We start from the raw sequence: 24,091 nt of genomic DNA on the forward strand, positions 1-24,091 counted from the left end.
GTCATCTTATTTGCCGCTGAAAACCGCTTCAGCAGACATGAAATGTCGCTCATTAAACCACAACCCATTCCGACTGTGGATAAAAATCTGGTCTAACCGCGGCGCGACCGAACCCGTTACGGCTGTTTACCCTGTTTCGCCTGGCGGCGATGACGCCACACTTCAATCACGCCGGGCAGCACCGACACTACAATGATCCCCACGATCAGCAGCTTAAGGTTCTCCTGCACTACCGGCAGGTCGCCAAACAGATAGCCCGCGTAGGAGAACAGCAGCACCCACGCCAGCGCGCCGGCGACGTTAAACAGGGCGAAATGGCGATAGGACATATGCCCCATGCCGGCGACAAAAGGCGCAAAGGTGCGCACAATCGGTACGAAACGCGCCAGGATGATGGTTTTGCCGCCGTGGCGATCGTAAAACGCATGGGTTTTATCGAGATAGCTGCGGCGGAAGATGCGCGAGTTCGGATTGCTGAACAGACGCTCGCCGAACAGACGGCCGATGGTGTAGTTCACCGCGTCGCCCAGCACGGCGGCCACCACCAGCAGCGCCGCCATCAGGTGGACATTGAGGTCGTTGCCCGGTAGCGCCGCCAGCGCGCCCGCTACGAACAGCAGCGAGTCGCCCGGCAGGAAAGGCGTGACCACCAGGCCGGTTTCGCAAAACAGGATCAGGAACAGAATGGCGTAAATCCAGATGCCGTACTGCGCAACCAGCTCGGCCAGATGCACATCAATATGCAGAATAAAATCAACCAAAAAATGGACGAACTCCATAACGCCTCTCTGAAATGACCTGCTAAATTAATCCACCAGGAACAACGGCCCCATTGGCGGTTCGGGTAACGCAAAATGCGACGGATAATCCACCGCCACTAAATAGAGTCCTTCCGCTCTGGCCGTCGCCGCCGCCAGGGTGCGATCTTTCGCCGCCAGCAGCGTCGCCATCCACTCCTCCGACTGGTTGCCGCAGCCGATCTCCATCAGGCTGCCGACGATATTGCGCACCATGTGATGCACAAAGGCGTTGGCCTTGATATCGACGATCACGAACGCCCCCTGCCGCGTGACGTTCAGGTGCATCACGTTGCGCCACGGCGTGCGCGACTGGCACTGCACGGCGCGGAACGAGGTAAAGTCGTTTTCGCCCAGCAGACACTGACCGGCGCGGTGCATCTTCTCAGCATCCAGCGGATGATAAAAATGGGTGACGCCGCGTCCCAGGATCGCCGGACGCAGCCGCTGGTTGTAGATCAGGTAGCGATAGCGCCGCGCCGTCGCGCTGAAGCGCGCGTGGAAGTCGTCCGGCACTGCTTTTACCCAGCGCACCGCGATATCCTCCGGCAGATTGGCGTTGACGCCCAGCGTCCAGGCGCCGTCGGCGCGCTGCGACGTGGTTTCGAAGTGCACCACCTGGCCGGTGCCGTGCACGCCGGCGTCGGTGCGCCCGGCGCAAAATACGCTCACCGGGTGATTCGCCACTTTCGACAGCGCTTTTTCCAGCTTCTCCTGCACGCTGCGCACTTCCTGCTGGCGCTGCCAGCCGTAGTAACGGCTGCCGTCATACTCGACGCCCAGCGCCAGCTTATAGGTCTGACCTTCCGACATTACCAGAGATACTCCTGCACCAGCTTCTCAGCCGTTTTCACCGCCATCAGCGCGCCGCCGAAGCGAATGTTGTCCGCCACCGACCAGAACTGCAGCAGTTCGGGAATGCCGTAGTCGTTACGCACGCAGCCGATGCTGAGCTGTTCGTTGCCGGAGGCGTCGCCCACCTGCGTTGGATAGCTCTCTTCGTCGCTCAGATTGATATCGGCCGCCTGCGCCAGCTCGGCGCGCGCCTCGTCCGCTGACAGCGGACGCAGGCTCTCCAGGTGCACGATCTGCGCGTTGCCGTAAAACACCGGCGCCTGCACGCTGGTGACCGCTATCGGCAGCCCGTCGTCCTGCAGCACCTTACGCACCTGCTCGACCAGGCGACGCTCGCTGGCGACGCTGCCCTCCGCGTCGGCCTGCTGCGGCAGCAGGTTAAACGCCAGCTGACGGCCGAAAAAGTGCTCTTCCGCCGGCACGCCGTTAAGCAGTCGCGCGCTCTCGCCCGCCAGGCCGTCGACCGCGCTTTTGCCGTGGCTGGAGACGGAGAGCAGGTTAGTGACCTGCAAACGGCCCAGGCCCGCCGCGTCAACCAGCGGCTTGATGGCGCTGAGCAGCTGACTGGTCAGGCTGTCGGCGACGCTCACCAGGTTGCGGTTGCGGTAGTCCGCCAGCACCTGCGGGTTAACGTCCGGCACCACCAGCGGCACGTCCGGCGACAGCGCGAAGCAGTCGCTGCTGTCGATCACCAGACAACCGGCGCTGGCGGCCTCATCGGCGTAGCGCGCCGAGGCGTCGCGTCCGGCGACGAAAAAGGCGAGCTGCGCCTGCGACCAGTCGAAGTCGGCCGCGTTTTCGACGCGCAGCGAGCGCCCATCAAAACGCAGCGTTTCGCCGGCGCTGTTTTCGCTCGCCAGCAGATACAATTCACCAACCGGGAACTGGCGTTCCGCCAGCAGTTCCAGTACAGCGTTCCCTACTGCGCCTGTCGCGCCAAGTAGCGCAATATTCCAGCCGTCAGACATGTTGGTTTACTCCAGACAATGACATAAAAACAGAAGGCGGTGATATTCACCGCCCAGGTTTCGGAATTATCCCCCGCCGCGTCCGACGCGGCGAGAAGATTAATTTAGCTGTTGTTGAGACGCGCGCAAAAACCGAGAGCGTTCAACAGGCTGGCGGTTTCTGCGTCGTTGCAGATCACCTCCAGCGATGACCACTCGCGGCGCTCCTGATAGGTTTTGCGCAGGCGGTCGAATTCGCCGGGTTTCGCCGCCACTTTACGCAGCGGCGCGTCGTCGCGGCGCACATCATACACCAGATGTGCCAGACGTTTCAGCGTTGCCTGATCGAGCGGGCCGTTGAGCGTGACGCTGCTGAATTCCGGCGTCGGCAGCAGCTCGCTGAGCGGCACCTGCTGCGGCTGACCGAGGAAGTCGCACCAGGCTTCGAATACCTGGGTGGTGCCGCGCGCTTTCCCCTCCAGCGTATAGCCGGCGATATGCGCGGTGCCGATATCCACGCGATCCAGCAGCTCGAGCGACAGCGCCGGTTCCGGCTCCCAGACGTCGAGCACTACGCTGAGATCGGCGCGCATCTTCAGCACCTCCAGCAGCGCGGCGTTATCCACCACCGGCCCGCGGCAGGCGTTGATCAGAATGGCGTTGGGCTTCAGCGCCATCAGCAGCGCCGCATCGGCGAGATGCCAGCTTTTATAGGGGCCCTCTTTGAACAGCGGCGTATGGAAGGTCAGGATATCCGCCTCCGCCACCAGCGCGTCGAGCGAGCGGAAGTCGCCAGCGTCGCCGCGATCGGCGCGCGGCGGATCGCACAGCAGGGTTTTCACGCCCCAGGCTTCCAGCCGTTTTTGCAGTCGACCGCCGACGTTGCCGACGCCGACGATGCCGACGGTGCGGTCGCGCAGCGCGAAGCCGTCGCGCTCCGCCAGCAGCAGCAGCGCGGAGAAGACATACTCCACCACCGCGATAGCGTTGCAGCCCGGCGCGGCGGAGAAGGCGACGCCCGCCTGTTGCAGCCAGGCTTCATCGATATGGTCAGTGCCCGCCGTGGCGGTGCCAACGAACTTCACCGGCTTGCCCGCCAGCAGCGCTTCATTTACCTGCGTCACCGAGCGCACCATCAGGCCGTCGGCATCCTCCAGCTCCTGCTGCGGCAGCGGACGACCCGGCACCGCCAGCACCTTGCCGGTACGGCTGAACAGTTCACGCGCATAGGGCATATTTTCATCGACAAGAATCTTCACCACGGCTTTCCTGCTGGTTGCATTATTGAGATGCGTTATTGTGGCACAAACGCGCCGGTTAACCCAGGCGTGCGCGGTAGCGATCCGGCGTGGTGCCCGCCTGCTGCTGGAACATCACGATCAGCGCCGACGCCGAGCTATAGCCGAGATCGTGCGCAATCGCCTGCACGCTTTTGCCCTGCCCCAGCTGCGCGACGGCGTGCAAAAAACGCAGCCGCTGCCGCCACTCGCCGAAAGACATATGCAGCTCCTGACGACAGCGGCGCGCCAGGGTGCGCTCGGTGGTAAAGACCCGCGCCGCCCATTCCGCCAGCGTGGTGTTGTCGCCGGGATGCGCCTCCAGCGCGTGCAGCACCGGCGCGAGAAACTTATCCTGCGAACCGGGCAAATAGCTCTCCTGCACAGGCGCCAGCCGCAGCCGATCGCGCAGCACCTCGCACAGCCGCCACTGCTCCGCGCTCTCTGGCTGTTCTAGGCCGAGGCGGGCGAACTCGTCCATAATCGCATGCACGATGGCGTCGACGTTCAGCAGGCACGCCTGCTGCGGCAGGCCGTCGCACAGCGCGGCGGCGAGATTAAAGGTGCGGAACTGCGCCTGCTGATGGTTATAGCTGGCGTGCCGCTGTCGCGGCGGGATCCAGATGGGGATGCTGGCGGGCGTCAGCAGCCGTTCGCCCTCGACGTTCATCTCCAGCACGTGACGCGTCACGAAGATCACCTGTCCCCATTCGTGAGCGTGCGGCAGATATTCGGTTTTCGCGTTGGTTTGTTCATAGCGCATAAAATAGCGAAGCCGCAGCGCATCTTCGGGCGGCTGGTATTTAACCTGTAAATTCATTCTGTCCGGTCAGCAATGTTTTTTTGTCTGCTTTTAACTATCTCCTTAAAAGCGGTCAAAAGTAAACTAGCCGCCTACATCCGCAGGAGAAGACCATGAACTTACTTTTTCCGCTGCTGGCGGTGCTGATCTGGTCGGTGAATACCATCGTCAGCAAGCTCTCCGCCGGCAGCATCGATCCCGCAGCTATTTCGTTTTATCGCTGGCTGCTGGCGCTGGTGGTGCTGACGCCCTTCGCGCTGCCGGGCGCGTGGCGACATCGTCACGCCATCCGCGCCAGCCTGGGACGCCTGCTGATCCTCGGCCTGCTCGGCATGGTGCTCTACCAGAGTCTGGCCTACTACGCGGCGCACAGCGTCTCGGCGGTGATGATGGGCATTCTCGGCGCCACTATTCCGCTGCTCACTATTCTGCTGAGCCTGGTGGTGCTGCGGCTGGCGCCGACGCGCGGCATTCTTATCGGCGGCGTGCTGTCGTTCGCGGGCCTGGTGTGGCTGGTGAGCGAAGGCCATCCCGCCCAACTGCTGCACCAGCGTCTCGGCAGCGGCGAGCTGATGATGCTCGCTGCCTCAACCTCCTACGCGCTCTACGGCGTGCTGACCAAACGCTGGGCGATCCCGCTGCCGACCTGGCAGAGCCTCTACGTGCAGGTCTTTTTCGGCGTACTGCTGCTGCTGCCCGGCTTTCTGCACGCGCCCGACGTCGCGCTGAATACGCGCAATATTCCGCTGGTGCTGTTCGCCGGCCTGTTCGCCTCGATTATCGCGCCCTTTCTGTGGATCCTCGGCGTACAGCGTCTGGGTGCCAGCACCACCAGCATTTTTATGAATTTCGTTCCGGCCTTTACCGCCGTCATCGCGGTGCTGTTTCTACATGAGCAGCTGCGCGCTTATCACTGGATCGGCGGCGCCATGACGCTGGTGGGCGTGATCCTCGCTCAGCGCCTGAAGACTCCGCTCAGGCGTCCTAAGGCGGAGCCGACGCCCGGCTGAATAAACAGTGGCCCCCGTGGGATTTCCCGGGGGCTTTTGCTATCATGGCGCATCTTTTTTCCGGCGCACCCCACGCTGTCTTGTTTTCAAGGATTCCGCCATGCAACCTCTTAGCGGCCCCGGTGCGCCGATGGGCGATCGCTCTGCTGTCACGCCGTCAAACGGCGCGGCCCGTCCCGGCGCGACGCCTGGCGAGCAGCCACTCTCACCGGCCCAGCGCACCACGCTGGAGCGCCTGATCGTGCGCATTATCTCCTTCAGCAACTTAAAAGCGCCTGAACTCTGGGCGGGCGTGCAGCGCGAAGTGGGGGTAAAAAGCGAAGCGGAGCTGCAGTCGCGCCATTTTCCGGCGGCGGAGCAGTATCTCAATAGCCGTCTGACGCAGGCGGAGACTGGACGCGCCACGCGTCAGCTGCTGACCCAGCTCACCGACCTGCTGCCGAAGGGCAATAACCGTCAGGCGGTAAGCGATTTTATTCGTCAGCAGTTTGGCCAGACGGTGCTGAGTTCGCTGTCGCAGGATCAGCTGCGTCAGGTGCTGACCATGCTGCAGAACGGCCAGATGGCGATCCCGCAGCCGCAGCAGTCGCGCACCACCGACCGCACGCTGCTGCCCGCCGAGCACCAGACGCTGAACCAGCAAATCGCCCGGCTGGCCGCCGCCACCGGCGAGCCCACCGGCAAAATCTGGGCTTCGGCGCTTAAGCTGGTTAACCTCACCAGCGGCGATCCCATTCCGTCGCGCCACTTCCCGCTTTTGACGCAATATTTGCAGGTGCGTCAGACGCTGAGCCAGCACAGCGCGCCGACGCTGCAGGTGCTGGAGGCCTCGCTGAAGCAGCCGCTCGATAGCAACGAACGCCAGCAGCTGGAGGATTACAGCCTGCAGCGCTTCCAGGCGACGCCGCAGACGATTCTGACGCCGGCGCAGACCCAGGATCTGCTCAACCATCTTTTTGCGCGCCGCGCCGAAAGGCATCAGGAACAGCCGCTGGCCGACAGCGCGCTGCGTCCGCAGCCCATCTGGGCGCCTTTTATCGCCGCGCTGCCCCAGCCGCTGGCGCAGCGCCCGATGCTGGGCGTCGCCGCGGCGCTGATCGTCGTCTTCTTGCTGCTCTGGCTGGTGATCTGAGTGAGACGCCGCGCGCGTCAGGCGCGGCGGGAAAAACGCCAGGTAATGACGATGCCCAGCAGTGCGCAGCAGGCGCCGGCTACATAGACGGAGCCGTAGCCAAGCGCGGTCGCCAGCAGTCCGGCAAGCGGCCCGCTGACGCCGTAGGCGACATCCTGAAAGGCGGAGAAACCGCCCAGCGCCGTGCCGCGCACCTGCGGCGAAACGCGTTTTACCACCTCCACGCCCAGCGCCGGGAAAATCAGCGAACAGCCACAGCCGGTCAGCGCCGCGCCGATAAGCGCTATCCAGCCTTCAGTAGCGAATGCCAATAGCAGCAGACCCGCCGCCTCCACCAGCAGCGAAATCAGCGCGACGCGGATGCCGCCGTGCCGATCCGGCGTGCCGCCGAACAGCAGACGCACCAGCACAAAGGCGACGCCGAACGCCGTCAGGGTAAAGCCCGCGTTGCCCCACTGCTGCGCGGCGAAGTAGAGCGAGGTGAAGGTGCCGATCACCGCAAAGCCGACGCCCTGCAGCGCCAGCGCGAAGCCCGGCTGGAAAATGGTGCGGATCACGCTGACCAGCGACGGCCGCTCGCCGCCCACCACCGGCACCGGACGGATGGCGCTGTTGAGCGCCAGCGCCACCAGCGGCAGCGCCGTGGCCACCGCGCTCAGCAGCGCAAAGCCGCCGTGCTGATGCAGCAGCAGACCGAGCGGCGCGCCGGCCGCCAGCGCGCCGTAGATCGCCATGCCGTTCCACGACATCACCAGCCCGGATCGCTTCGCGCCCACCAGCCCCAGCCCCCACGTCAGGTTGCCGGTAAGCAGCAGGCTTTCGCCGAAGCCGAGCAGCAGACGCCCCAGCGCCAGCAGCGCAAATTTAATCAGCGTCGGCGCCGGCAGCAGCGCGGCGGCGAGGTAAGCGACGCCCACCAGCATAATCGCCAGCATCCCCTGCTGAGTGGTGCGCTTCGCCCCGTGCCGGTCGGCGCGGCGACCGGCAAAGCCGCGCGTCAGCAGGGTGGCGAAAAACTGCATGCCCACCGCGACGCCGACCATCACGTTATTCATGCCCAGTTCCTGATGCACATAGAGCGGAATAACCGGCAGCGCCAGCCCGGCGGTTAGATAGGTAATAAAGACGGCCAGCGAGGAGCAGGCCAGCGGCAAGGTAGACGCAGCCTGCGGTTCAGTTGCGGTGGTGGTCATAACGGACGTAGCTCCCTGATGTCAAACACGTCTGCACCCGATCCACAAAAAGAAAAAGGGCCGGTCAGACCGGCCCTTTATAAAACATTTTTAGCAATTACGCCTGAAACTTACGCATCGTCAGGGTGGCGTTGGTGCCGCCGAAGCCGAAGCTGTTGGACATTACGGTGGTCAGCGCTTTTTCCGTCGGTTTAGTGACGATGTTCATGCCTTCCGCCGCCGGGTCCGGGGTTTCGATGTTGATGCTCGGCGCGATAAAGCCGTGCTCCAGCATCAGCAGGGTGTAGATCGCTTCCTGTACGCCCGCTGCGCCCAGCGAGTGGCCGGTCATCGCTTTAGTGGCGGAGATAGCCGGCGTGTTGTCGCCGAAAACTTCACGGATAGCGCCCAGCTCTTTCACGTCGCCGACCGGCGTAGAGGTGCCGTGGCTGTTGAGATAGTCGATTGGCGTATCCACGCCGTGCATCGCCATCTTCATGCAGCGCACCGCGCCTTCGCCCGATGGCGCGACCATGTCCGCGCCGTCAGAGGTTGCGCCGTAGCCGACGATCTCAGCGTAGATGTGCGCGCCGCGCGCCAGCGCGTGCTCCAGCTCTTCCACGACAACCATGCCGCCGCCGCCGGCGATAACAAAGCCGTCGCGCTCGCTGTCATAGGTACGAGACGCTTTTTCCGGCGCGTCATTATATTTGGTTGAGAGCGCGCCCATGGCGTCGAACTCGCACGCCATTTCCCAGCACAGCTCTTCGCCGCCGCCGGCAAAGACGATGTCCTGTTTGCCCAGCTGGATCTGCTCGACCGCATTGCCGATACAGTGCGCAGAGGTCGCACAGGCGGAGCTGATAGAGTAGTTTACGCCGTGGATTTTAAACGGCGTGGCGAGGCAGGCAGAAACGCCGGACGCCATCGCTTTGGTCACGACGTAGGGGCCGACCGCTTTCAGGCCGCGCGGGCTGCGCATTGCGTCAGCGCCGAACACCTGGAAGCGCGGCGAACCGCCGCCGGAGCCGGCGATCAGACCCACGCGCGGGTTGCTCTGATACTGTTCGTCGGTCAGACCGGAATCTTTGATCGCTTCTTCCATGGAGAGGTAGGCATAGATGGACGCATCACTCATAAAACGCACAATTTTGCGATCGATAAGGCCGGTGGTATCCAGTTTGACGTTACCCCAGACGTGACTACGCATGCCGGAATCCTTCATCTCCTGAGAGAAGGTAATGCCGGAACGGCCTTCACGCAGAGAAGCGAGCACTTCCTGCTGGTTATTACCAATGCTGGAAACAATCCCCAGGCCAGTAATCACTGCACGTTTCATTCAGTTGTCCTCATTCCACTTCTTTTTGGATTGACGTGCACTCTAGCTTACACTTGTACGCCGAACAAGTCCGATCAGCCATTTCCTTTTGTAAATTTGCGTCATGTGACCCTGGTCGCTAAAATCGCGCCACTGCCTGAAAAATGAGCCTTTGCCGTGAAATTATCCCCGGTTGAACATGCCCAGCTAAGCTGGAATGAACAGGGTACACCTGTTTCCCGAGCCTTTGACGATGTCTATTTTTCCAATGACAACGGTCTGGAAGAGACGCGCTACGTGTTTCTCGGCGGCAACGATCTGCCCGATCGCTTCGCGCGTCATCCGCGCGATCTCTTTATCGCGGCGGAGAGCGGCTTCGGCACCGGGCTTAATTTTCTCATGCTGTGGCAGGCGTTCGACGCCTTCCAGCAGGCGCATCCCGACGCCGCGCTGCGGCGGCTGCACTTTATCAGCGTGGAAAAATTTCCCCTGACGCAGGCCGACTTAACGGCGGCGCATCAGCGCTGGCCGGCGCTGCAGCCCTGGGCCGAGCAGCTGCAGCGGCAATGGCCGATCGCCCTGCCCGGCTGCCAGCGACTGCTGTTCGACGGCGGACGCGTGACGCTCGATCTCTGGCTTGGCGATATTAATACCCTTATAGAGACTTTTGATGACAGCCTGCATCGTCAGGTAGACGCCTGGTTTCTTGACGGTTTCGCGCCGGCGAAAAATCCCGACATGTGGACGCCGCGCCTCTTCAACGCTATGGCGAAGCTCGCCCGGCCCGGCGGCACCTTCGCCACCTTCACCGCCGCCGGTTTCGTGCGCCGCGGACTGCAGGAGGCAGGTTTTGAGGTCAAACGCCGTAAAGGGTTCGGCCCTAAGCGCGAGATGCTGTGCGGCACCCTGACGCACGCGCCGGAACTGCCTGTCGCGCAGCCCTGGTTCGCGCGACCTGCCGCGCGGGAAAAAGAGACGGCGATTATCGGCGGTGGCGTGGCGAGCGCGGTGCTGGCGCTCGCCCTGCTGCGCCGCGGCTGGCGCGTCACGCTCTACTGCGCCGACGAGGCGGCCGCGCTGGGCGCGTCGGGCAACCGCCAGGGCGCGCTCTATCCGCTGCTGAACCAGCACGATCCGGCGCTGGCGCGCTTCTTTCCTGCCGCCTTTAGCTTTGCGCGCCGGCTCTATGATGCGGCGCCGGTGAGCTATGAACACTGCTGGAGCGGCGTGCTGCAGCTCGGCTGGGATGAAAAAAGCGCCGACAAAATCGCGCAGATGCTGGCGATGGCGCTGCCGGAGGCGATCGCGCGCGGCGTCACGCCTGAAGAGGCGGAGGCGCTGGCGCAGGTCGATCTCGGCGTCGGCGGCGTTTTCTACCCGCTCGGCGGCTGGCTCTCGCCCGCCGAACTCACCGCCGCCCTGCTGGCGCACGGCGAAACCCAGGGGCTGCGCATCCACTGGCTGCACCGGCTGACGCAGCTCTCTCCGGCGGATCAGGGCTGGACGCTGCGCTTTGCCGATGGCAAAACGGCGATGCATCACAATGTGACGCTGGCGACCGGCCATGCGCTCAGCGCCCTGCCGCAAAGCGCGCAGCTGCCGACCTATGCGGTTTCCGGTCAGGTGAGCCACGTGCCCAGCACGCCCGGCCTTGACGCCCTGCAAACCGTACTCTGCTACGACGGCTATCTCACGCCGGTAAGCCCGCAGTTCGGCACGCACTGCATCGGCGCCAGCTATCATCGCGGCGATACCTCGACCGCTTACCGCGAAGAGGATCAGCAGCAGAACCGCGCGCGGCTGCTCCACTCGCTGCCGGGCCGCCGCTGGGCGGAAAACGTGGAGGTCAGCGCGGGCGACGCGCGCATCGGCGTGCGCTGCGCCACGCGCGACCATCTGCCGATGGCGGGCGCGCTGCCCGACTATGAGGCGACGCTGGCGCGCTATCAGGATCTCGCTGCTCAGCGTGGGCGCGGCGAAGCTATCGCCGAAGCGCCGCATCACGCGGGCCTGTTTGTGCTGGGCGCGCTCGGCTCGCGCGGGCTGTGCAGCGCGCCGCTCGCCGCTGAAACGCTGGCGGCGCAGATGAGCGGCGAACCGCAGCCGCTGGATAGCGCCACGCTGGCCGCGCTCAGCCCGAACCGCTACTGGGTGAGAAAGCTGCTGAAAGGAAAAAAAGCGGGAAAATAGCATTGGGGCGGCACGCCGCCCCAATGGTTCAGGCGGTCTGACGCGCCTGCAGGAACAGATTGTCCCACATGCCCACCACCAGCACCTGGTCGCGCGGCGAGAGCTCGCCGGCGGCAATGGCATTTTGCAGGCTGTTGGCGACCTGGATTTGCAACGCTTCCGGCGTGTGCTCGCCCGACTGTTCGATTTCCGCGACCGCGAGGGTCAGGTGACCGCGCAGATAGCCGCTGGCAAACAGCTCGTCATCGCTGGCGTGATCGACCATATCGTCGATCAGGGCCAGAATACGCGCTTCAAATTCTGCGATCATCTCAATTCCTCTTTAATATTGTCTGCACTCATCACAGATCGTCTGGCCAGGGAAACTGTGCTGACGTCAGTGCAGGCGTGCCATAAAAGTCCGCCAGAGCGGCGATAAAACGCGCGGGCCGCGCAGGAATGCCGTTCTCCAGATAAGACATAACCTGAGCATGGACCTTACGCTGAAACGCGACGCGATCCGGCTCACAATCTCCGTCGAGATTGTCACAGCTAACGTTGAACGGGAAGCCCGCTGCAACGCAGAACATCCACTCCAGCGCCTGCGGCTTGATCTCCACGGACTCGAACTGATTTTGCGTCTGGGCGTCGCGGCCATCCGGACAGTACCAGTAGCCGAAATCTACCAGCTTGCGCCGCGCCTCGCCGGCGATGCACCAGTGAGAAATTTCGTGCAGCGCGCTGGCGTAAAAGCCGTGGGCGAACACCACGCGGTGCCACGGCGAACGCTCGTCTGCCGGAAGATAGATGGGTTCGTCGTCGCCTTTAATTAGACGGGTCTGAAACTCGTCGCGAAAGCAGCTATCGAAAATCGTAATCAGTTGTTCGTAATGGTGCGTCGTGTTCATGGTGTCATCGTAAAAACGGCGGCATTATCGCGGCGCCGAGAATGAATGTATTACAGCGCGGCGATCCACGCCAGCAGCGCGCTGCCGTGAGCGTCCCACAGCAGCTTCGCGCTCATTACCGCAGAAACGATCACCACCATTGGGCGGATCAGTTTCTGTCCGCGGCTCAGCACCAGTCGCGCCCCAAGCCGTGCGCCACAGAAGGCGCCGAGCAGCATAATAAAGCCGGTTCCCCAGATCACTTTGCCGCCGAACATAAAGAACAGCAGGCTGGCGAAATTGGAGGTGAAATTCAGAATTTTGGCATGCGCGGTGGCTTTGGCGAGGTTAAAGCCGCAGAGCGTGACAAAGGCGAGCGCGTAGAAGGATCCGGCGCCCGGGCCGAAGAAGCCGTCGTAAAAGCCGACGCAGCCGCCGCCCACCAGCGCATACGGCAGCCCGTAAAGACGACGCGCGCGATCCTCTTCGCCGAGACGCGGCATCAGCAGAAACCACAGGCCGATGGCGATCAGCAGCAGCGGCAGCACCTGGCGCAGCGCATCGGCGTTCAGGTGCTGGATCAAAATGGTGCCCAGCACCGCGCCGATAAAGGTCATGGCGATATTGAGCCGCTGTTCGCGCAGATTCACCGCGCCGCGGCGGATGAAGTAGAGGCTGGCGGAGAACGAGCCGCCCACGGACTGCAGCTTGTTGGTGGCCAGCGCCTGCGCGGGCGAGAAACCGGCCGCCAGCAGCGCGGGCACGGTAAGTAGCCCGCCGCCGCCGGCGATAGAGTCGATAAACGCCGCCAGCACGGCGACCAGAAACAGCACCCCGACCACTATCGGGCTGACGACGAACCACTCCATGGAGATCCCTTATAAAAGATGTTTATCCAGCAGCGCCTGACACGCCTGCGGCAGCGGCGGCGGCTCACGCTTCACCGGCGCGCCGCTGCCCGGTTTCTTCGGCAGGAACCAGCTCTCCAGCTCGGCGCCGCAGCCGTCGCCTGGCGGCGGTGCAGGCTGATCTTCACAGCCGATGCTGTTGGCCGGGCAGCGCAGACGCACATGCATATGTGCGCGATGCGCGAACCACGGGCGCACCTTGCGCAGCCAGTCGCGATCTGCGCCTGCGTCGGCGCAAAGCTGCTTTTTAATCGCTGGATTGACGAAGATACGCGTGACATCGTTGTCTTTCGCCGCCAGTTTAATCAGGCTGTCGATCTCCGGCCGCCAGTGGCGCGCCACCACGCTTTTGTCATCCGCCGTCACCAGATCCAGCGGCTGCGGCTTCAGCAGCTGCTGCACGCTCCAGCGGGTTTTCGGCAGCTGCAGCCAGATATCGACGTCGAGTCCGGTCTGATGGCTGGCGTGTCCGCTGCTGAAGCGCCCGCCCGCCGCCATGCCCATATCGCCAATCAGCACGTTGCCCAGCTGCAGGTTATGCACCTGGGTGCTGAGACGCTGAATAAACAGGATGAGATCGGGATGGCCGAAATAGCGCCGCTGATCCTGGCGCATCACCTGATAGTCGGGCGCGTTGAGCGGCAGCGCCTGTGCGCCGACGATGCAGCCGTTGGCGAAAGAGCCGATAGACTGCGCGCTGCCCGGGATCGGCTGCTGAATACGCTGCCACGGCGTCGCGGCCAGCCCTGAGGCGCTGAAGAGCAGCGCCGACACGAGAATAAGCAGTGATTTCATGGCGTCACCAGCGCGGCACAGTGCTGTTGACGTCTGCGTTCTGCGCGCGCTGGCGCAGCAGATGATCCATCAGCACGATCGCCATCATCGCTTCGGCGATCGGCACGGCGCGAATGCCCACGCAGGGATCGTGCCGCCCTTTGGTGATCATCTCCACCTCTTCGCCGCTGCGGGTGATGGTCTGGCCCGGCACGGTGATGCTGGAGGTCGGCTTCATCGCCAGGTTGGCGCTGATGGTCTGGCCGCTACTGATGCCGCCAAGGATGCCGCCGGCATGGTTGCTCTGGAAGCCGCTGGCGCGGATCTCGTCGCGATGCTGACTGCCGCGCTGGTTCACCACCGCAAAGCCGTCGCCGATTTCGACGCCTTTCACCGCGTTGATGCTCATCAGCGCATGCGCCAGATCGGCGTCAAGACGATCGAAAACCGGTTCGCCGAGGCCCGGCGGCACGTTTTCCGCCACAACCGTGACTTTGGCGCCGATGGAGTCGCCCTCTTTTTTCAGGCCGCGCATCAGCTCGTCCAGCGCCTCCAGCTTGCTGGCGTCCGGACAGAAGAAAGGGTTCTCTTCAACGATGCTCCAGTCCTTCAGCTCGCAGGCTACGTCGCCGATCTGCGCCAGATAGCCGCGCACCACGACGCCGTGCTTCATCTGCAGATATTTTTTGGCAATCGCGCCCGCGGCGACGCGCATCGCGGTTTCACGCGCCGACGAGCGGCCGCCGCCGCGATAGTCGCGCAGCCCATACTTCTGCTCGTAGGTGTAATCGGCGTGGCCGGGACGGAAGAGATCTTTAATCGCGCCGTAATCCTGCGAACGCTGGTCGGTATTTTCAATCAGCAGGCCGATCGAGGTGCCGGTGGTGACCCCCTCGAAGACGCCGGACAAAATTTTCACCTGATCCGGCTCGCGACGCTGGGTGGTATAGCGCGAGGTGCCGGGACGGCGGCGGTCGAGATCGTGCTGGATATCCGCTTCGGTCAGCGGAATGCCCGGCGGCACGCCGTCAACAATGCAGCCCAGCGCGATGCCGTGCGACTCGCCAAAAGTGGTTACGCGAAAGAATTGTCCGATGCTGTTTCCGGCCATGGTGATTCCTTGTTACGAAGCGTTCGCTCAGTCTTTATAAATAGAGAAGTGATGTTGTGCGTCGACAATCTGCTGGCGCGTCAGCATAAAGACGCCGTCGCCGCCGTTGTCGAACTCCAGCCAGGTAAAGGGCACGTCGGGATATTGATCGATCATATGCACCATGCTGTTGCCGACTTCACAGATCAGCACGCCGTTGTCGCTCAGGTAATTCGGCGCGCAGGCGAGAATGCGGCGCACCAGCTTCAGGCCGTCGCTGCCCGCCGCCAGGCCGAGCTCCGGCTCGTGGCGATATTCGTTCGGCAGATCGTCCATATCTTCCGCGTCCACGTAGGGCGGATTGGATACGATCAGATCATATTTCACCGGCGGCAGCTCGCGGAAGAGATCGGCGCGGATCGGCGTCACATGATGGATCAAACCGTGATCCTCGATATTCTGCTCGGCCACCGCCAGCGCGTCATAAGAGATATCCACCGCGTCCACTTCCGCTTCCGGGAAGGCGTAGGCGCAGGCGATAGCGATGCAGCCGCTGCCGGTGCACATATCGAGGATATGGCGCGGCGCGTCGGCGATCAGGCCGGCGAAGCGGTTTTCAATCAGTTCGCCGATCGGCGAGCGCGGCACCAGCACGCGTTCGTCGACATAGAACTCGTGGCCGCAGAACCAGGCTTTATTAGTGAGGTAGGCAACCGGTATACGCTCGTTGACGCGGCGGATAACGCGCTCAACGATGCGGTGACGCTCGCTGGCGGTAAGGCGCGCGCTGCGCATATCTTCCGGAATATCCAGCGGCAGCCAGAGCGTGGGCAGGACCAGTTGTACCGCTTCGTCCCACGGATTGTCGGTGCCGTGACCGTACCAGATCCCGGCGGCGGAAAAACGGCTGACCGCCCAGCGCAACATATCCTGAATGGTGTGCAGTTCGTTGACTGCCTCATCGACGAAAATTTTGTCCACGTAGCCCTCCGCAGGCCCAATTGCTAAATCGGCCGATAGTGTGCCATGAAGCCGGGGAGAATTCAGCGCAGCAAGGTGAAAAAGCTGACAATTAGCGGATCGGGCGGTAAGGTAACGCCATTCGCTGTTTTCCAGCCTTATCAGACAAGATTCGCCTGCAATGAGTAAAAAAACATCTCTTAACGACGACGACAAAGCGCTGTTTCGCCAGCTAATGAGCGGCACGCGCAAAATAAAGCAGGATACCGTAGTGCATAAGCCCGCGGTGAAAAGCCGCGAGCTGCCGCTGAAGCGGCTGATTTCTGAACAGGTGGACAATAGCCACTACTTTTCCGACGAGTTTCAGCCGCTGCTGGCGACCGACGGCGCGACGCGCTACGTGCGCGCTGACGTCAGCCACTACGAGCTGAAAAAGCTGCGGCGCGGCGACTATACGCCGGAGATTTTCCTCGACCTGCACGGCTTAACGCAGCAGCAGGCTAAACAGGAGCTGGGCGCGCTGATCGCCGCCTGTCGTCGCGAGCATCTGTTCTGCGCCAGCGTCATGACCGGCCACGGCAAGCATATTCTCAAGCAGCAGACGCCGCTCTGGCTGGCGCAGCATCCGTACGTGATGGCGTTCCATCAGGCGCCGAAAATGTTTGGCGGCGACGCGGCGCTGCTGGTGTTGATCGAGGTAGAGGAGTGGCAACCGCCCGAGCTGCCTTGAGAAGGGATGGGCCGCTGCGCGGCCCGCGGGCGTTAGATGGCTTTCGCCAGTTTAGAGGGGCTGACCTGCCACAACAGCTTGCCTTCGCAGCTGGCGGGATCGAAATCGACGCAGGCGATGGCGGAGGTGGCGAACATCGGCGGCGCTTCCTGCGGGCAGAGTTCTGAAACCAGATAGCCGACCAGCGGCAGATGCGAAATCACCATCGCCGATTTCACGCCCTGATTTCCCAGCGCCTGCAGATAGCAGGCCACGAGCCCAGGATCGCCACCAGGCGTCAGCTCCGGCAAAATCTCCTGCCCTTCCGGCAGATTCAACGCTTCGCGTACCGTCGCCAGCGTCTGCTGGGCACGAAGATAGGGACTGACCAGCACACGTTCTACATCCACCGTCTGACTGTTAAGCCAGCTCGCCATCTGGCGTGATTCATCACAGCCGCAATGGGTGAGAGGTCGGACCGAATCACTGGCGGCTTCAAGAGCAGCATCGCCGTGACGCATGATAAAAACTTGCATAAAGCACCGCTGTTGTTTGTCGATATCGCCTGACGCGGAGGCGCCTGACTCTTCATTCTGCGAATGAACGCTGTGTTGTACCCCAATGACTTGAGTATAGTCAACCGGTTGTTTATTAAATAAGCGCTTCTCAGAATCGTGCCGCGCCGCCTGCTCTGACGGCGCTTTTCTAACCCGCTGAATCGGTGCGGATATTCCATTCGGTCAGGAAATGTAAAATTTCCTTCCCTGCTGTTCCGCCTCCAGCAGCGCCTCGCATGGGGCAAAACGGTCGCCATACTGGCGCATTAAGGCGCGTAATGTTTGCGCGATATCCGCCGCGCCGCGCTGGTCCATATAGCGGAACGGGCCGCCGAGAAACGGCGGAAAGCCGATGCCGAATACCGCGCCGACGTCGCCGTCGCGCGCGCTGCGGATCACGCCTTCGTCGAGACAGCGCGCCGCCTCGTTCAGCATCATCATCATGCAGCGTTCAGCGATTTGCGCTTCGCTCAGCTTCGCCGCGGGCTGCACGCTGAGCAGCGGATAAATTGCCGGATCCGGCTTTTTGCCGCCGCGTCGCCCGCCGCCATAAAGGTAGAAGCCTTTGCCGTTTTTACGCCCTTTGCGATCGTCCTTCAGCACCGCCTCAAAAGCGGCTGGCGCGGCGAAGCGCTCGCCGTAAGCCTGCTGCAGCACTGGCGTAATCTTGCTGCCGACGTCGATGCCCACCTCGTCCAGCAGCTGAATCGGGCCGACGGGAAAGCCCGCCCGGACCAGCGCGCGATCGATATGCTCCACCGGTTCGCCCTCCAGCAGGCAGCGCATCGCTTCATTTATATAGGGCGCGAGAATGCGATTCACATAGAACCCTGCGCGGTCCGCCACGACAATGGGCGTTTTGCCCTGCTTTTTCGCCAGCGCGACGGTGGTGGCCAGCGTCTGCTGCGACGTGCCGGCGTGCGGGATCACCTCTACCAGCGGCATCTTTTCCACCGGACTGAAGTAGTGCAGGCCGATAACGTTTTCCGGCCGCTGCGCCTGCGCGGCGATATCCGCGATCGGCAGCGATGAGGTATTTGAGGCGAAAATGGCGTGCGGCGCGCAGTGGGCTTCGACCTCGGCGACCATTTGCTGTTTGAGCGGCAGATCTTCGAACACCGCCTCAATCACCAGATCGCGCTGGGCGAAGCCCTGATAATCGGTGCCGCCGGTCATGCGCGCCATCTGCTGCTGGCGCTGCGCCGCGCTGATATGACGCCGTTTGACCTTTTTGCTCAGACCTTCCCAGCTCGCTTTCAGCGCATGGTTGACGCCCTGCAGGTGAATATCCTTGATGCGGACCGGTAGCCCGGCGTTGATCGCCGTGACGCTGGCGATGCCGCCGCCCATCAGCCCGCCGCCCAGTATGCCGACCTGCCGCAGCGTGCGCGGCTCGGCTTCGGCGCCGGTCTCTTTTTTCATCGCCGTGCTGGCGAAAAACAGGCCACGCAGCGCGGCGGATTGCGGCGTCATCGCCAGTTCGCCGAAGGCGCGCGCCTCCGCCCGATGCCCCGCCTCGCTGCCCTGCTCGATGCCGGTGCGCACCACGTCAATAATGCGCTGCGCGGCCGGGTAGTTGCCGTGCGTTTTGCGCGCGGTTTCGCGCTGCGCCAGCGCAAAGAGCGCGTGGCGCGCCAGCGGCGCCTGCATTACGCGATCGCGCAGCGGCAGCTCACGCGCGGCATGCCTGCCCTTCAGCACGCGCGCCGCCGCGGTTTCCAGCAGGATCGCCTGCGGCACCGCATCATCCACCAGCCCCATCCTGCGCGCCTGCTTCGCCCGCAGGGTTTTACCGGTGAGTATCAGCGACAGCGCCTGCCGCAGCCCGATAAGTCGCGGCAGGCGCTGGGTGCCGCCCGATCCCGGCAGCAGTCCCAGCTGGACCTCCGGCAGACCGAGTCGGGTTTTATCGTCCAGGGTACAGATGCGCGCATCGCAGGCGAGCGCCAGCTCTAGCCCTCCGCCCAGGCAGGCGCCGTGGATCGCCGCCACTACCGGAAACGGCAGCGCCGCGAGCGCCGCCATCGCTTCCTGGCCTTGTCGCGCCAGCGACTCCGCCTGCTCGGCGCTGCGGCAGTCGGCGATCATGCTGATATCGGCGCCGGCGATAAAATTGTCAGGCTTGCCGGAGATCAGCACCAGGCCGGCCAGCTGCGTATCACGCCGCGCCTCGTCAATGACCGCCGTCAGCTGCTGCGCAAAGGCGGCCCGCAGCGTATTCATTTTTTCGCCCGGCACGTCGATGACGATGACGCCGACGTGATCTGGCCGCATCCGTAAAGAGAAAGCGTTCTGCTCCATTATTCCGCCTCCAGAACCATAGCCGCGCCTAAGCCGCCTGCCGCGCAGGCGGTGACCAGCGCCAGCCCGCCGCCGCGACGTCGCAGCTCATGCAGCGTTTGAGTAATCATGCGCGCGCCAGTGGCGGCGAAAGGGTGGCCGTAGGCGATCGAGCCGCCGAGCACGTTAAAGCGCGCTTCATCGACCTCGCCCAGCGCCTGCGGACGGTTAAGTTTTTCCCGCGCGAAGCGTTCGTCGTTGAAGCACTGCAGGTTGCAGAGCGTCTGGGCGGCAAAGGCTTCGTGCATATCGATCAGCGTCAGATCGCTCAGCGCGACGCCAGCGCGATCCAGCGCCAGCGGCGAGGCGTAGGCGGGACCGAGCAGCATGTCCTGCTGCACGTCGATGGCGGTAAAGGCGTAGCTGCGCAGATAGCCCAGCGGCGGAATGCCCAGCTCGCGCGCGCGTCCTTCGCTCATCAACACCACCGCCGCCGCGCCGTCGGTAAGCGGCGTGCTGTTGGCCGCCGTGACGCTGCCGTGCTGGCGGTCAAACGCCGGCCGCAGCCGCGCATAGTCTTCGATTTTCGCCGCCATGCGCACGTTGTTGTCCTGCTCGATGGGCGCTTTCCACGGCGGCGCGAAGGCGGGCATCACCTCCTGCTGCAGCACGCCGGATTGCCAGGCGCTGGCGGCGTGCTGATGCGACCGCAGCGCCAGCGCATCCTGCGCCGCGCGGCTAATGCCGTGCGTTTTCGCCATCTGCTCCGCCGTATCGCCCATGCGCAGCCCGGTGGAGTACTCGGCGACGGCGGGCGGCACCGGCAGCAGATCGCGCGGCCGCAGACGACGCAGAATCTGCGCTTTCTGTCCCAGGCTGCGCGCCTTGCTGAGATCGAGCAAGGCGCGCGCCAGGGTTTTGCTGACGCCGATCGGCAATACCGATGAGGAGTCCGCACCGCCCGCAATACCCGCGCTAATGGTGCCCGCCATCAGGCTTTCCGCTACGTTGGCGACCGCCTGAAAGCTGGTAGCGCAGGCGCGGCTGACGCTGTAGGCGTCGGTATGCACGCTCAGCCCGCTGCTGAGCACGATTTCCCGCGCGATGTTGGGCGCTTCCGGCATCTGGATCACCTGGCCGAACACCAGCTGCTCTATCGCCTCAACCGGCAGTTCGCTGCGCGCCATCAGTTCGCTTACCACCATCCGGCCCAGTTCCACGGCAGGAATGCCATGAAAACCTGTCGCCTGACGCAGGAACGGCGTGCGAAGTCCGTGAGTAATGGCGATGCGATCGCCCGCACGCGTCAGCAACGGCTGCGCTTTGCTCATCTGTTTCACCTGTGAATGTTGACCGGGCGTCATTGCCCTGAGAGGTCTGACCTGATCCACAGTGTTAACGACAAGCGGGCGCGCCGCCAATCAGGAAAGAAAAAAAGTGCGAGGGGAAACACGAAAATGAATAACGCCGTTAAGCAACGGCGTTCAGAGGCTTAGCGCAGGCCCAGCTGAAAAATCAGGGTTTCGGCCTGGCAGGCGAAGGTGAAATCGATATCCAGCTGCACGCCGTTGTCGCGCTCATCGAAGCGGGCGTCTATTTGGCAAGGGTCCGACTCTATCTGCCGCGCTTTTTCCGTCAGGCTCGCCAGTTTCGCTTCCGCCTCGCTGCGCTGCGCGAACCACTCTGACCAGCTGGCGGTGCAATCACTGTTATCCATCACGGTGCCGACATCCACGCAACAGCAGGCAGCGGTTTCATTGGCGCTGCATTTATTCATGGTATTGGTCATTGTGTTCTCCTGGGGATAAATCTGTTAGCGATCTGGATTAACGCCCGAAATTTTACGCCTCCGGTTTAAAATGCGCTATGTCAGACTCGCTAAGTGACGAATATCACAATAAAATTTGATCCAAAACAAATTAGAGTCGCTATGCTGCTCTCTGCTCCGCTCTTTTTGTTAAGCGGATCGAAATTTTGCAGATCAATTCAGAAATATTTTAAAAACAATATTGCAACATCTACACAGGTCAGACCTATACTTGCCGCACTGGTCTGATTTGTCAGCTTCTGGTCAGTCCCTACAATCCGCCGACCCTTGTTACTCGATGTAACAATTACAGTTTAATAATAATTCACATGAGGTTGTGGTCATGAGCCATAAAAACCTGTTCGCAAAGTCAGCCGTGGCGGCTGCAGTGGCGCTTGTCTCTTCACACGTATACGCAGCGGGCTTTCAGCTTAACGAATTCTCCTCTGCCGGTCTGGGCCGCGCCTATTCCGGCGAAGGCGCGATGGGCGATACCGCCGCCTCGGCCAGCCGCAACCCGGCGACTATGGCGCTGATGGATCGTCCGATGTTTTCTGTCGGCGCGGTCTTTATCGATCCCGATGTCGATATTACCGGCAACAGCCCGACCGGCCGCAGCCTCGACGCCAGCAATATCGCGCCAACGCAGTGGGTGCCTAATATTCACTATGTGCAGCCGATTAACGATCAATGGTGGATTGGCGCGTCCGCAACCTCAAACTATGGTCTGGCAACGGAATTCAACGACGGCTATACCGCTGGCGGCTACGGCGGCAAGACCGATCTGATGACCGGCAACCTTAATCTCAGCACCGCCTATCGTCTTAACGAGCACTTCAGCTTCGGCGTCGGCTTCGACGCGGTTTACGCGCGCGCCAAGATTGAGCGCTACGCGGGCGAAGCAGGCGCGGCGCTCGGCATTCCCGCCGATACTCAGGTGGCTCATCTGAAGGGCGACGAATGGGGCTACGGCTGGAACGCGGGTATCCTGTATGAGGTGGATAAAAATAACCGCTTTGGTCTGAGTTATCGCTCGGAAGTGAAAGTCGATTTCGATGGCGACTACAAGAGCAGCCTGCCCTCTTCGATTAACCGCATCAATCAGGCAGCCAATTTAGGTCTTCCTTACGCTACCGGCGGTTCCACCATTCCGGGCGCGCTGACGCTAAACCTGCCGGAGATGTGGGAAGTGTCCGGCTGGCATAAAGTGGCGCCGCAGTGGGCAGTGCACTATAGCCTGGCCTACACCAGCTGGAGCCAGTTCCAGGAGCTTAAGGCGACCGGCTCGAACGGCCAGACCCTGTTCTATAAAGATGAGAGCTTCAAGGATGCCTACCGTATCGCGCTGGGCACCACCTACTATTACGATCAGAACTGGACTTTCCGTACCGGTATCGCCTTTGATGACAGCCCGGTTCCGGCGGACAAGCGCTCTATCTCTATTCCCGATCAGGATCGTCTCTGGCTGAGCGCCGGCGCTTCGTACGCCTTTAACGACGACGCTTCGGTCGATGTGGGCGTCTCTTATATGCACGGCCAGCACGTCACGGTGGAAGAAGGCCCATATACCTTTAACTCGGTGGGCAAAGCCTGGCTGTACGGCGCGAACTTTAACTACAAGTTCTGATGCTGAGGTTAGGATATAGAAATAGCGACCCCTGGGTCGCTATTTTTAATGGTATGCACTAATCGTAAAACGCGCGTGGCATGGGCAGAAGAGCAAAGCGTCCCGCGCCAGGGATGGCGCGGGCCGAGCTGGCAGGGATGCCGCTTTTTGCGTCTTTGCGATCGGCCCATGCCACGCGCGTAGGCACCTTAGCTGAAAAAAATGGCGACCCCTGGGTCGCCATGGCTATTTTTACCGCCGTTACTGCGCGTCGATATCTTTCAGATCGTCCTGAATCGCGCTGGCGTTCGGGTTCTCTTCCGGCTTCAGACGGCCGCCGTTCGCCAGAAAATCGTGACGCTGGAAATAGGCGTTGCGAATAAAGGCGTAGGGATCCGACTGCTGCTTCAGCAGCGCATCCGAGTCTAGCAGCTGCGCGCGCGTCTCCACCCCTTCCAGCGTCCACTTAGCGATAGACATCGGCCAGGTCAGCCAGCCCAGCACCGGATAGAGCGTATCGACGTAGTCGCCGCCATCTTCGCGGATGGTGAAACTGCCGTAGGCCGGCAGCTCTACGTAGGGACCGTAGCCGACGCCGTAGTGGCCGAGCGTGCTGCCGAAACGGTGCGGCACTTCACGCGCCAGCTCCGGGTTCGCCTTGCCCGCCACATCGATAAAACCGCCCAGACCCAGAATCGAGTTCAGGAAGAAACGGGTAAAGTGAATCCCCGCCTGGCGCGGCTCGCCGACCAGAATCGAGTTCACCATGCTGGCCGGCTCTTCCAGGTTGCCGAGGAAATTGCTTAAGCCCGTACGCGCCGGCACCGGCACGTAGTCGCGCCACGCCACCGCGACAGGACGCAGCACGTAAGGATCCAGCACGTTGTAGTTAAAGTTGAACATCGTGCGGTTAAAGCCTTCAAGCGGATCGCTGCGCTGCGCAGGCGCCTCGCTGTCCGGCTTTGAGCTGGCGCATCCAGCCAGAATGACGCTGGCCAAAACCAGGCTGGTCAGGCGGTAAGCCATTGTTATCT

General features: G+C 62.3%; 23 protein-coding genes. 5 read left to right on the forward strand and 18 right to left on the reverse strand.

Annotation, left to right across the window (positions count from 1 at the left end; genetic code table 11):
* Positions 1-116: 116 nt before the first annotated feature.
* The 5 genes from JS46_RS10590 to JS46_RS10610 form a co-directional block, all read right to left on the reverse strand.
* Complete coding sequence (locus JS46_RS10590; protein ID WP_033750563.1) at positions 117-779, reverse strand: DedA family protein; 663 nt, start codon at positions 777-779, stop codon at positions 117-119.
* 27 nt (positions 780-806) lie between these two features.
* Positions 807-1,610 carry a tRNA pseudouridine(38-40) synthase TruA gene (gene truA, locus JS46_RS10595; RefSeq protein ID WP_033750566.1) on the reverse strand — a complete coding sequence of 268 codons (804 nt, stop codon included), beginning with the start codon at positions 1,608-1,610 and terminating at the stop codon, positions 807-809.
* A complete protein-coding gene (locus JS46_RS10600) occupies positions 1,610-2,620 on the reverse strand; it encodes an aspartate-semialdehyde dehydrogenase (RefSeq protein ID WP_033750568.1) in 1,011 nt (336 codons plus the stop codon). The genes truA and JS46_RS10600 overlap by 1 nt, the downstream gene beginning before the upstream one ends.
* A 104-nt stretch (positions 2,621-2,724) precedes the next feature.
* Positions 2,725-3,858, reverse strand: a complete 1,134-nt coding sequence (gene pdxB / locus JS46_RS10605; protein WP_033750571.1) for a 4-phosphoerythronate dehydrogenase PdxB — start codon at positions 3,856-3,858, stop codon at positions 2,725-2,727.
* Positions 3,859-3,916: 58 nt separating this feature from the next.
* A complete protein-coding gene (locus tag JS46_RS10610; RefSeq protein ID WP_033750575.1) occupies positions 3,917-4,696 on the reverse strand; it encodes a helix-turn-helix domain-containing protein in 780 nt (259 codons plus the stop codon).
* A gap of 95 nt (positions 4,697-4,791) precedes the next feature.
* Here JS46_RS10610 and JS46_RS10615 point away from each other — a divergent pair, with 95 nt between their 5' ends.
* Positions 4,792-5,688 (forward strand): DMT family transporter, encoded by an 897-nt coding sequence (locus tag JS46_RS10615; protein WP_033750584.1) that lies wholly within the window; start codon positions 4,792-4,794, stop codon positions 5,686-5,688.
* A 100-nt stretch (positions 5,689-5,788) separates the two neighbouring features.
* Positions 5,789-6,820 (forward strand): flagella biosynthesis regulator Flk, encoded by a 1,032-nt coding sequence (gene flk, locus JS46_RS10620; protein WP_033750586.1) that lies wholly within the window; start codon positions 5,789-5,791, stop codon positions 6,818-6,820.
* Positions 6,821-6,837: 17 nt separating this feature from the next.
* Here the strand turns inward: flk and JS46_RS10625 are convergent, their stop codons facing one another.
* Complete coding sequence (locus tag JS46_RS10625) at positions 6,838-8,013, reverse strand: arabinose transporter (RefSeq protein ID WP_033750588.1); 1,176 nt, start codon at positions 8,011-8,013, stop codon at positions 6,838-6,840.
* 97 nt (positions 8,014-8,110) lie between these two features.
* Entirely contained in the window at positions 8,111-9,331 is a 1,221-nt protein-coding gene (gene fabB / locus JS46_RS10630; protein WP_033750590.1) for a beta-ketoacyl-ACP synthase I, read from the reverse strand.
* A gap of 156 nt (positions 9,332-9,487) precedes the next feature.
* Here fabB and mnmC point away from each other — a divergent pair, with 156 nt between their 5' ends.
* Positions 9,488-11,500, forward strand: coding sequence for a bifunctional tRNA (5-methylaminomethyl-2-thiouridine)(34)-methyltransferase MnmD/FAD-dependent 5-carboxymethylaminomethyl-2-thiouridine(34) oxidoreductase MnmC (gene mnmC, locus JS46_RS10635; RefSeq protein ID WP_033750593.1), 2,013 nt, complete (start codon positions 9,488-9,490; stop codon positions 11,498-11,500).
* A 28-nt stretch (positions 11,501-11,528) separates the two neighbouring features.
* On the opposite strand, the gene JS46_RS10640 is transcribed toward mnmC, so the two are convergent.
* The 6 genes from JS46_RS10640 to prmB are packed head-to-tail and all read right to left on the reverse strand — an operon-like array spanning position 11,529 to position 16,119.
* The gene (locus tag JS46_RS10640; RefSeq protein ID WP_033750596.1) at positions 11,529-11,810 is read right to left on the reverse strand and encodes a YfcL family protein; all 282 of its coding nucleotides are present in this window, start codon (positions 11,808-11,810) and stop codon (positions 11,529-11,531) included.
* A gap of 31 nt (positions 11,811-11,841) precedes the next feature.
* Positions 11,842-12,387, reverse strand: a complete 546-nt coding sequence (locus JS46_RS10645; RefSeq protein ID WP_033750599.1) for an elongation factor P hydroxylase — start codon at positions 12,385-12,387, stop codon at positions 11,842-11,844.
* Between the two features lie 50 nt (positions 12,388-12,437).
* Positions 12,438-13,235, reverse strand: a complete 798-nt coding sequence (locus tag JS46_RS10650) for a sulfite exporter TauE/SafE family protein (RefSeq protein ID WP_033750601.1) — start codon at positions 13,233-13,235, stop codon at positions 12,438-12,440.
* 9 nt (positions 13,236-13,244) lie between these two features.
* Positions 13,245-14,069: a penicillin-insensitive murein endopeptidase gene (gene mepA / locus JS46_RS10655; RefSeq protein ID WP_033750604.1), complete on the reverse strand. Its 825-nt coding sequence runs from the start codon at positions 14,067-14,069 to the stop codon at positions 13,245-13,247.
* Between the two features lie 4 nt (positions 14,070-14,073).
* Positions 14,074-15,159, reverse strand: coding sequence for a chorismate synthase (aroC, locus tag JS46_RS10660; protein WP_033750607.1), 1,086 nt, complete (start codon positions 15,157-15,159; stop codon positions 14,074-14,076).
* 27 nt (positions 15,160-15,186) lie between these two features.
* A complete protein-coding gene (prmB, locus tag JS46_RS10665) occupies positions 15,187-16,119 on the reverse strand; it encodes a 50S ribosomal protein L3 N(5)-glutamine methyltransferase (RefSeq protein ID WP_033750610.1) in 933 nt (310 codons plus the stop codon).
* Positions 16,120-16,279: 160 nt separating this feature from the next.
* Between prmB and smrB the strand changes: the two genes are divergently transcribed.
* Positions 16,280-16,828, forward strand: coding sequence for an endonuclease SmrB (smrB, locus tag JS46_RS10670; RefSeq protein WP_033750612.1), 549 nt, complete (start codon positions 16,280-16,282; stop codon positions 16,826-16,828).
* Between the two features lie 32 nt (positions 16,829-16,860).
* On the opposite strand, the gene sixA is transcribed toward smrB, so the two are convergent.
* From sixA to JS46_RS10690, 4 genes are all read right to left on the reverse strand, one after another.
* Positions 16,861-17,343 (reverse strand): phosphohistidine phosphatase SixA, encoded by a 483-nt coding sequence (gene sixA / locus JS46_RS10675; RefSeq protein ID WP_033750613.1) that lies wholly within the window; start codon positions 17,341-17,343, stop codon positions 16,861-16,863.
* 204 nt (positions 17,344-17,547) lie between these two features.
* The gene (gene fadJ, locus JS46_RS10680; RefSeq protein WP_033750615.1) at positions 17,548-19,665 is read right to left on the reverse strand and encodes a fatty acid oxidation complex subunit alpha FadJ; all 2,118 of its coding nucleotides are present in this window, start codon (positions 19,663-19,665) and stop codon (positions 17,548-17,550) included.
* The gene (gene fadI, locus JS46_RS10685; RefSeq protein WP_033750617.1) at positions 19,665-20,975 is read right to left on the reverse strand and encodes an acetyl-CoA C-acyltransferase FadI; all 1,311 of its coding nucleotides are present in this window, start codon (positions 20,973-20,975) and stop codon (positions 19,665-19,667) included. Before fadI ends, fadJ begins: the two co-directional genes overlap by 1 nt.
* Positions 20,976-21,136: 161 nt before the next feature.
* On the reverse strand, positions 21,137-21,433 hold the full coding sequence (locus JS46_RS10690) for a YfcZ/YiiS family protein (protein ID WP_075203216.1): 297 nt from the start codon (positions 21,431-21,433) through the stop codon (positions 21,137-21,139).
* 361 nt (positions 21,434-21,794) lie between these two features.
* Here JS46_RS10690 and fadL point away from each other — a divergent pair, with 361 nt between their 5' ends.
* A complete protein-coding gene (gene fadL / locus JS46_RS10695) occupies positions 21,795-23,078 on the forward strand; it encodes a long-chain fatty acid transporter FadL (RefSeq protein ID WP_033750620.1) in 1,284 nt (427 codons plus the stop codon).
* 240 nt (positions 23,079-23,318) lie between these two features.
* Here the strand turns inward: fadL and mlaA are convergent, their stop codons facing one another.
* Complete coding sequence (mlaA, locus tag JS46_RS10700; RefSeq protein ID WP_033750623.1) at positions 23,319-24,083, reverse strand: phospholipid-binding lipoprotein MlaA; 765 nt, start codon at positions 24,081-24,083, stop codon at positions 23,319-23,321.
* Positions 24,084-24,091: the final 8 nt, after the last annotated feature.

This window comes from Pantoea sp. NGS-ED-1003, assembly GCF_000738765.1.
Taxonomy (GTDB): domain Bacteria; phylum Pseudomonadota; class Gammaproteobacteria; order Enterobacterales; family Enterobacteriaceae; genus Pantoea; species Pantoea septica.

Excerpts from the sequence above, each read along its gene's own strand:
- JS46_RS10590 (WP_033750563.1), bottom strand. The coding sequence starts at position 779 with ATGGAGTTCGTCCATTTTTTGGTTGATTTTATTCTGCATATTGATGTG.
- fadJ (WP_033750615.1), bottom strand. The coding sequence starts at position 19,665 with ATGGAGCAGAACGCTTTCTCTTTACGGATGCGGCCAGATCACGTCGGC.
- JS46_RS10650 (WP_033750601.1), bottom strand. The coding sequence starts at position 13,235 with ATGGAGTGGTTCGTCGTCAGCCCGATAGTGGTCGGGGTGCTGTTTCTG.
- JS46_RS10640 (WP_033750596.1), bottom strand. The coding sequence starts at position 11,810 with ATGATCGCAGAATTTGAAGCGCGTATTCTGGCCCTGATCGACGATATG.
- JS46_RS10625 (WP_033750588.1), bottom strand. The coding sequence starts at position 8,013 with ATGACCACCACCGCAACTGAACCGCAGGCTGCGTCTACCTTGCCGCTG.
- fadI (WP_033750617.1), bottom strand. The coding sequence starts at position 20,975 with ATGAGCAAAGCGCAGCCGTTGCTGACGCGTGCGGGCGATCGCATCGCC.
- fadL (WP_033750620.1), top strand. The coding sequence starts at position 21,795 with ATGAGCCATAAAAACCTGTTCGCAAAGTCAGCCGTGGCGGCTGCAGTG.
- mlaA (WP_033750623.1), bottom strand. The coding sequence starts at position 24,083 with ATGGCTTACCGCCTGACCAGCCTGGTTTTGGCCAGCGTCATTCTGGCT.
- JS46_RS10645 (WP_033750599.1), bottom strand. The coding sequence starts at position 12,387 with ATGAACACGACGCACCATTACGAACAACTGATTACGATTTTCGATAGC.
- flk (WP_033750586.1), top strand. The coding sequence starts at position 5,789 with ATGCAACCTCTTAGCGGCCCCGGTGCGCCGATGGGCGATCGCTCTGCT.
- smrB (WP_033750612.1), top strand. The coding sequence starts at position 16,280 with ATGAGTAAAAAAACATCTCTTAACGACGACGACAAAGCGCTGTTTCGC.
- truA (WP_033750566.1), bottom strand. The coding sequence starts at position 1,610 with ATGTCGGAAGGTCAGACCTATAAGCTGGCGCTGGGCGTCGAGTATGAC.
- aroC (WP_033750607.1), bottom strand. The coding sequence starts at position 15,159 with ATGGCCGGAAACAGCATCGGACAATTCTTTCGCGTAACCACTTTTGGC.
- JS46_RS10690 (WP_075203216.1), bottom strand. The coding sequence starts at position 21,433 with ATGACCAATACCATGAATAAATGCAGCGCCAATGAAACCGCTGCCTGC.
- sixA (WP_033750613.1), bottom strand. The coding sequence starts at position 17,343 with ATGCAAGTTTTTATCATGCGTCACGGCGATGCTGCTCTTGAAGCCGCC.
- fabB (WP_033750590.1), bottom strand. The coding sequence starts at position 9,331 with ATGAAACGTGCAGTGATTACTGGCCTGGGGATTGTTTCCAGCATTGGT.
- JS46_RS10600 (WP_033750568.1), bottom strand. The coding sequence starts at position 2,620 with ATGTCTGACGGCTGGAATATTGCGCTACTTGGCGCGACAGGCGCAGTA.
- JS46_RS10610 (WP_033750575.1), bottom strand. The coding sequence starts at position 4,696 with ATGAATTTACAGGTTAAATACCAGCCGCCCGAAGATGCGCTGCGGCTT.
- mepA (WP_033750604.1), bottom strand. The coding sequence starts at position 14,069 with ATGAAATCACTGCTTATTCTCGTGTCGGCGCTGCTCTTCAGCGCCTCA.
- JS46_RS10615 (WP_033750584.1), top strand. The coding sequence starts at position 4,792 with ATGAACTTACTTTTTCCGCTGCTGGCGGTGCTGATCTGGTCGGTGAAT.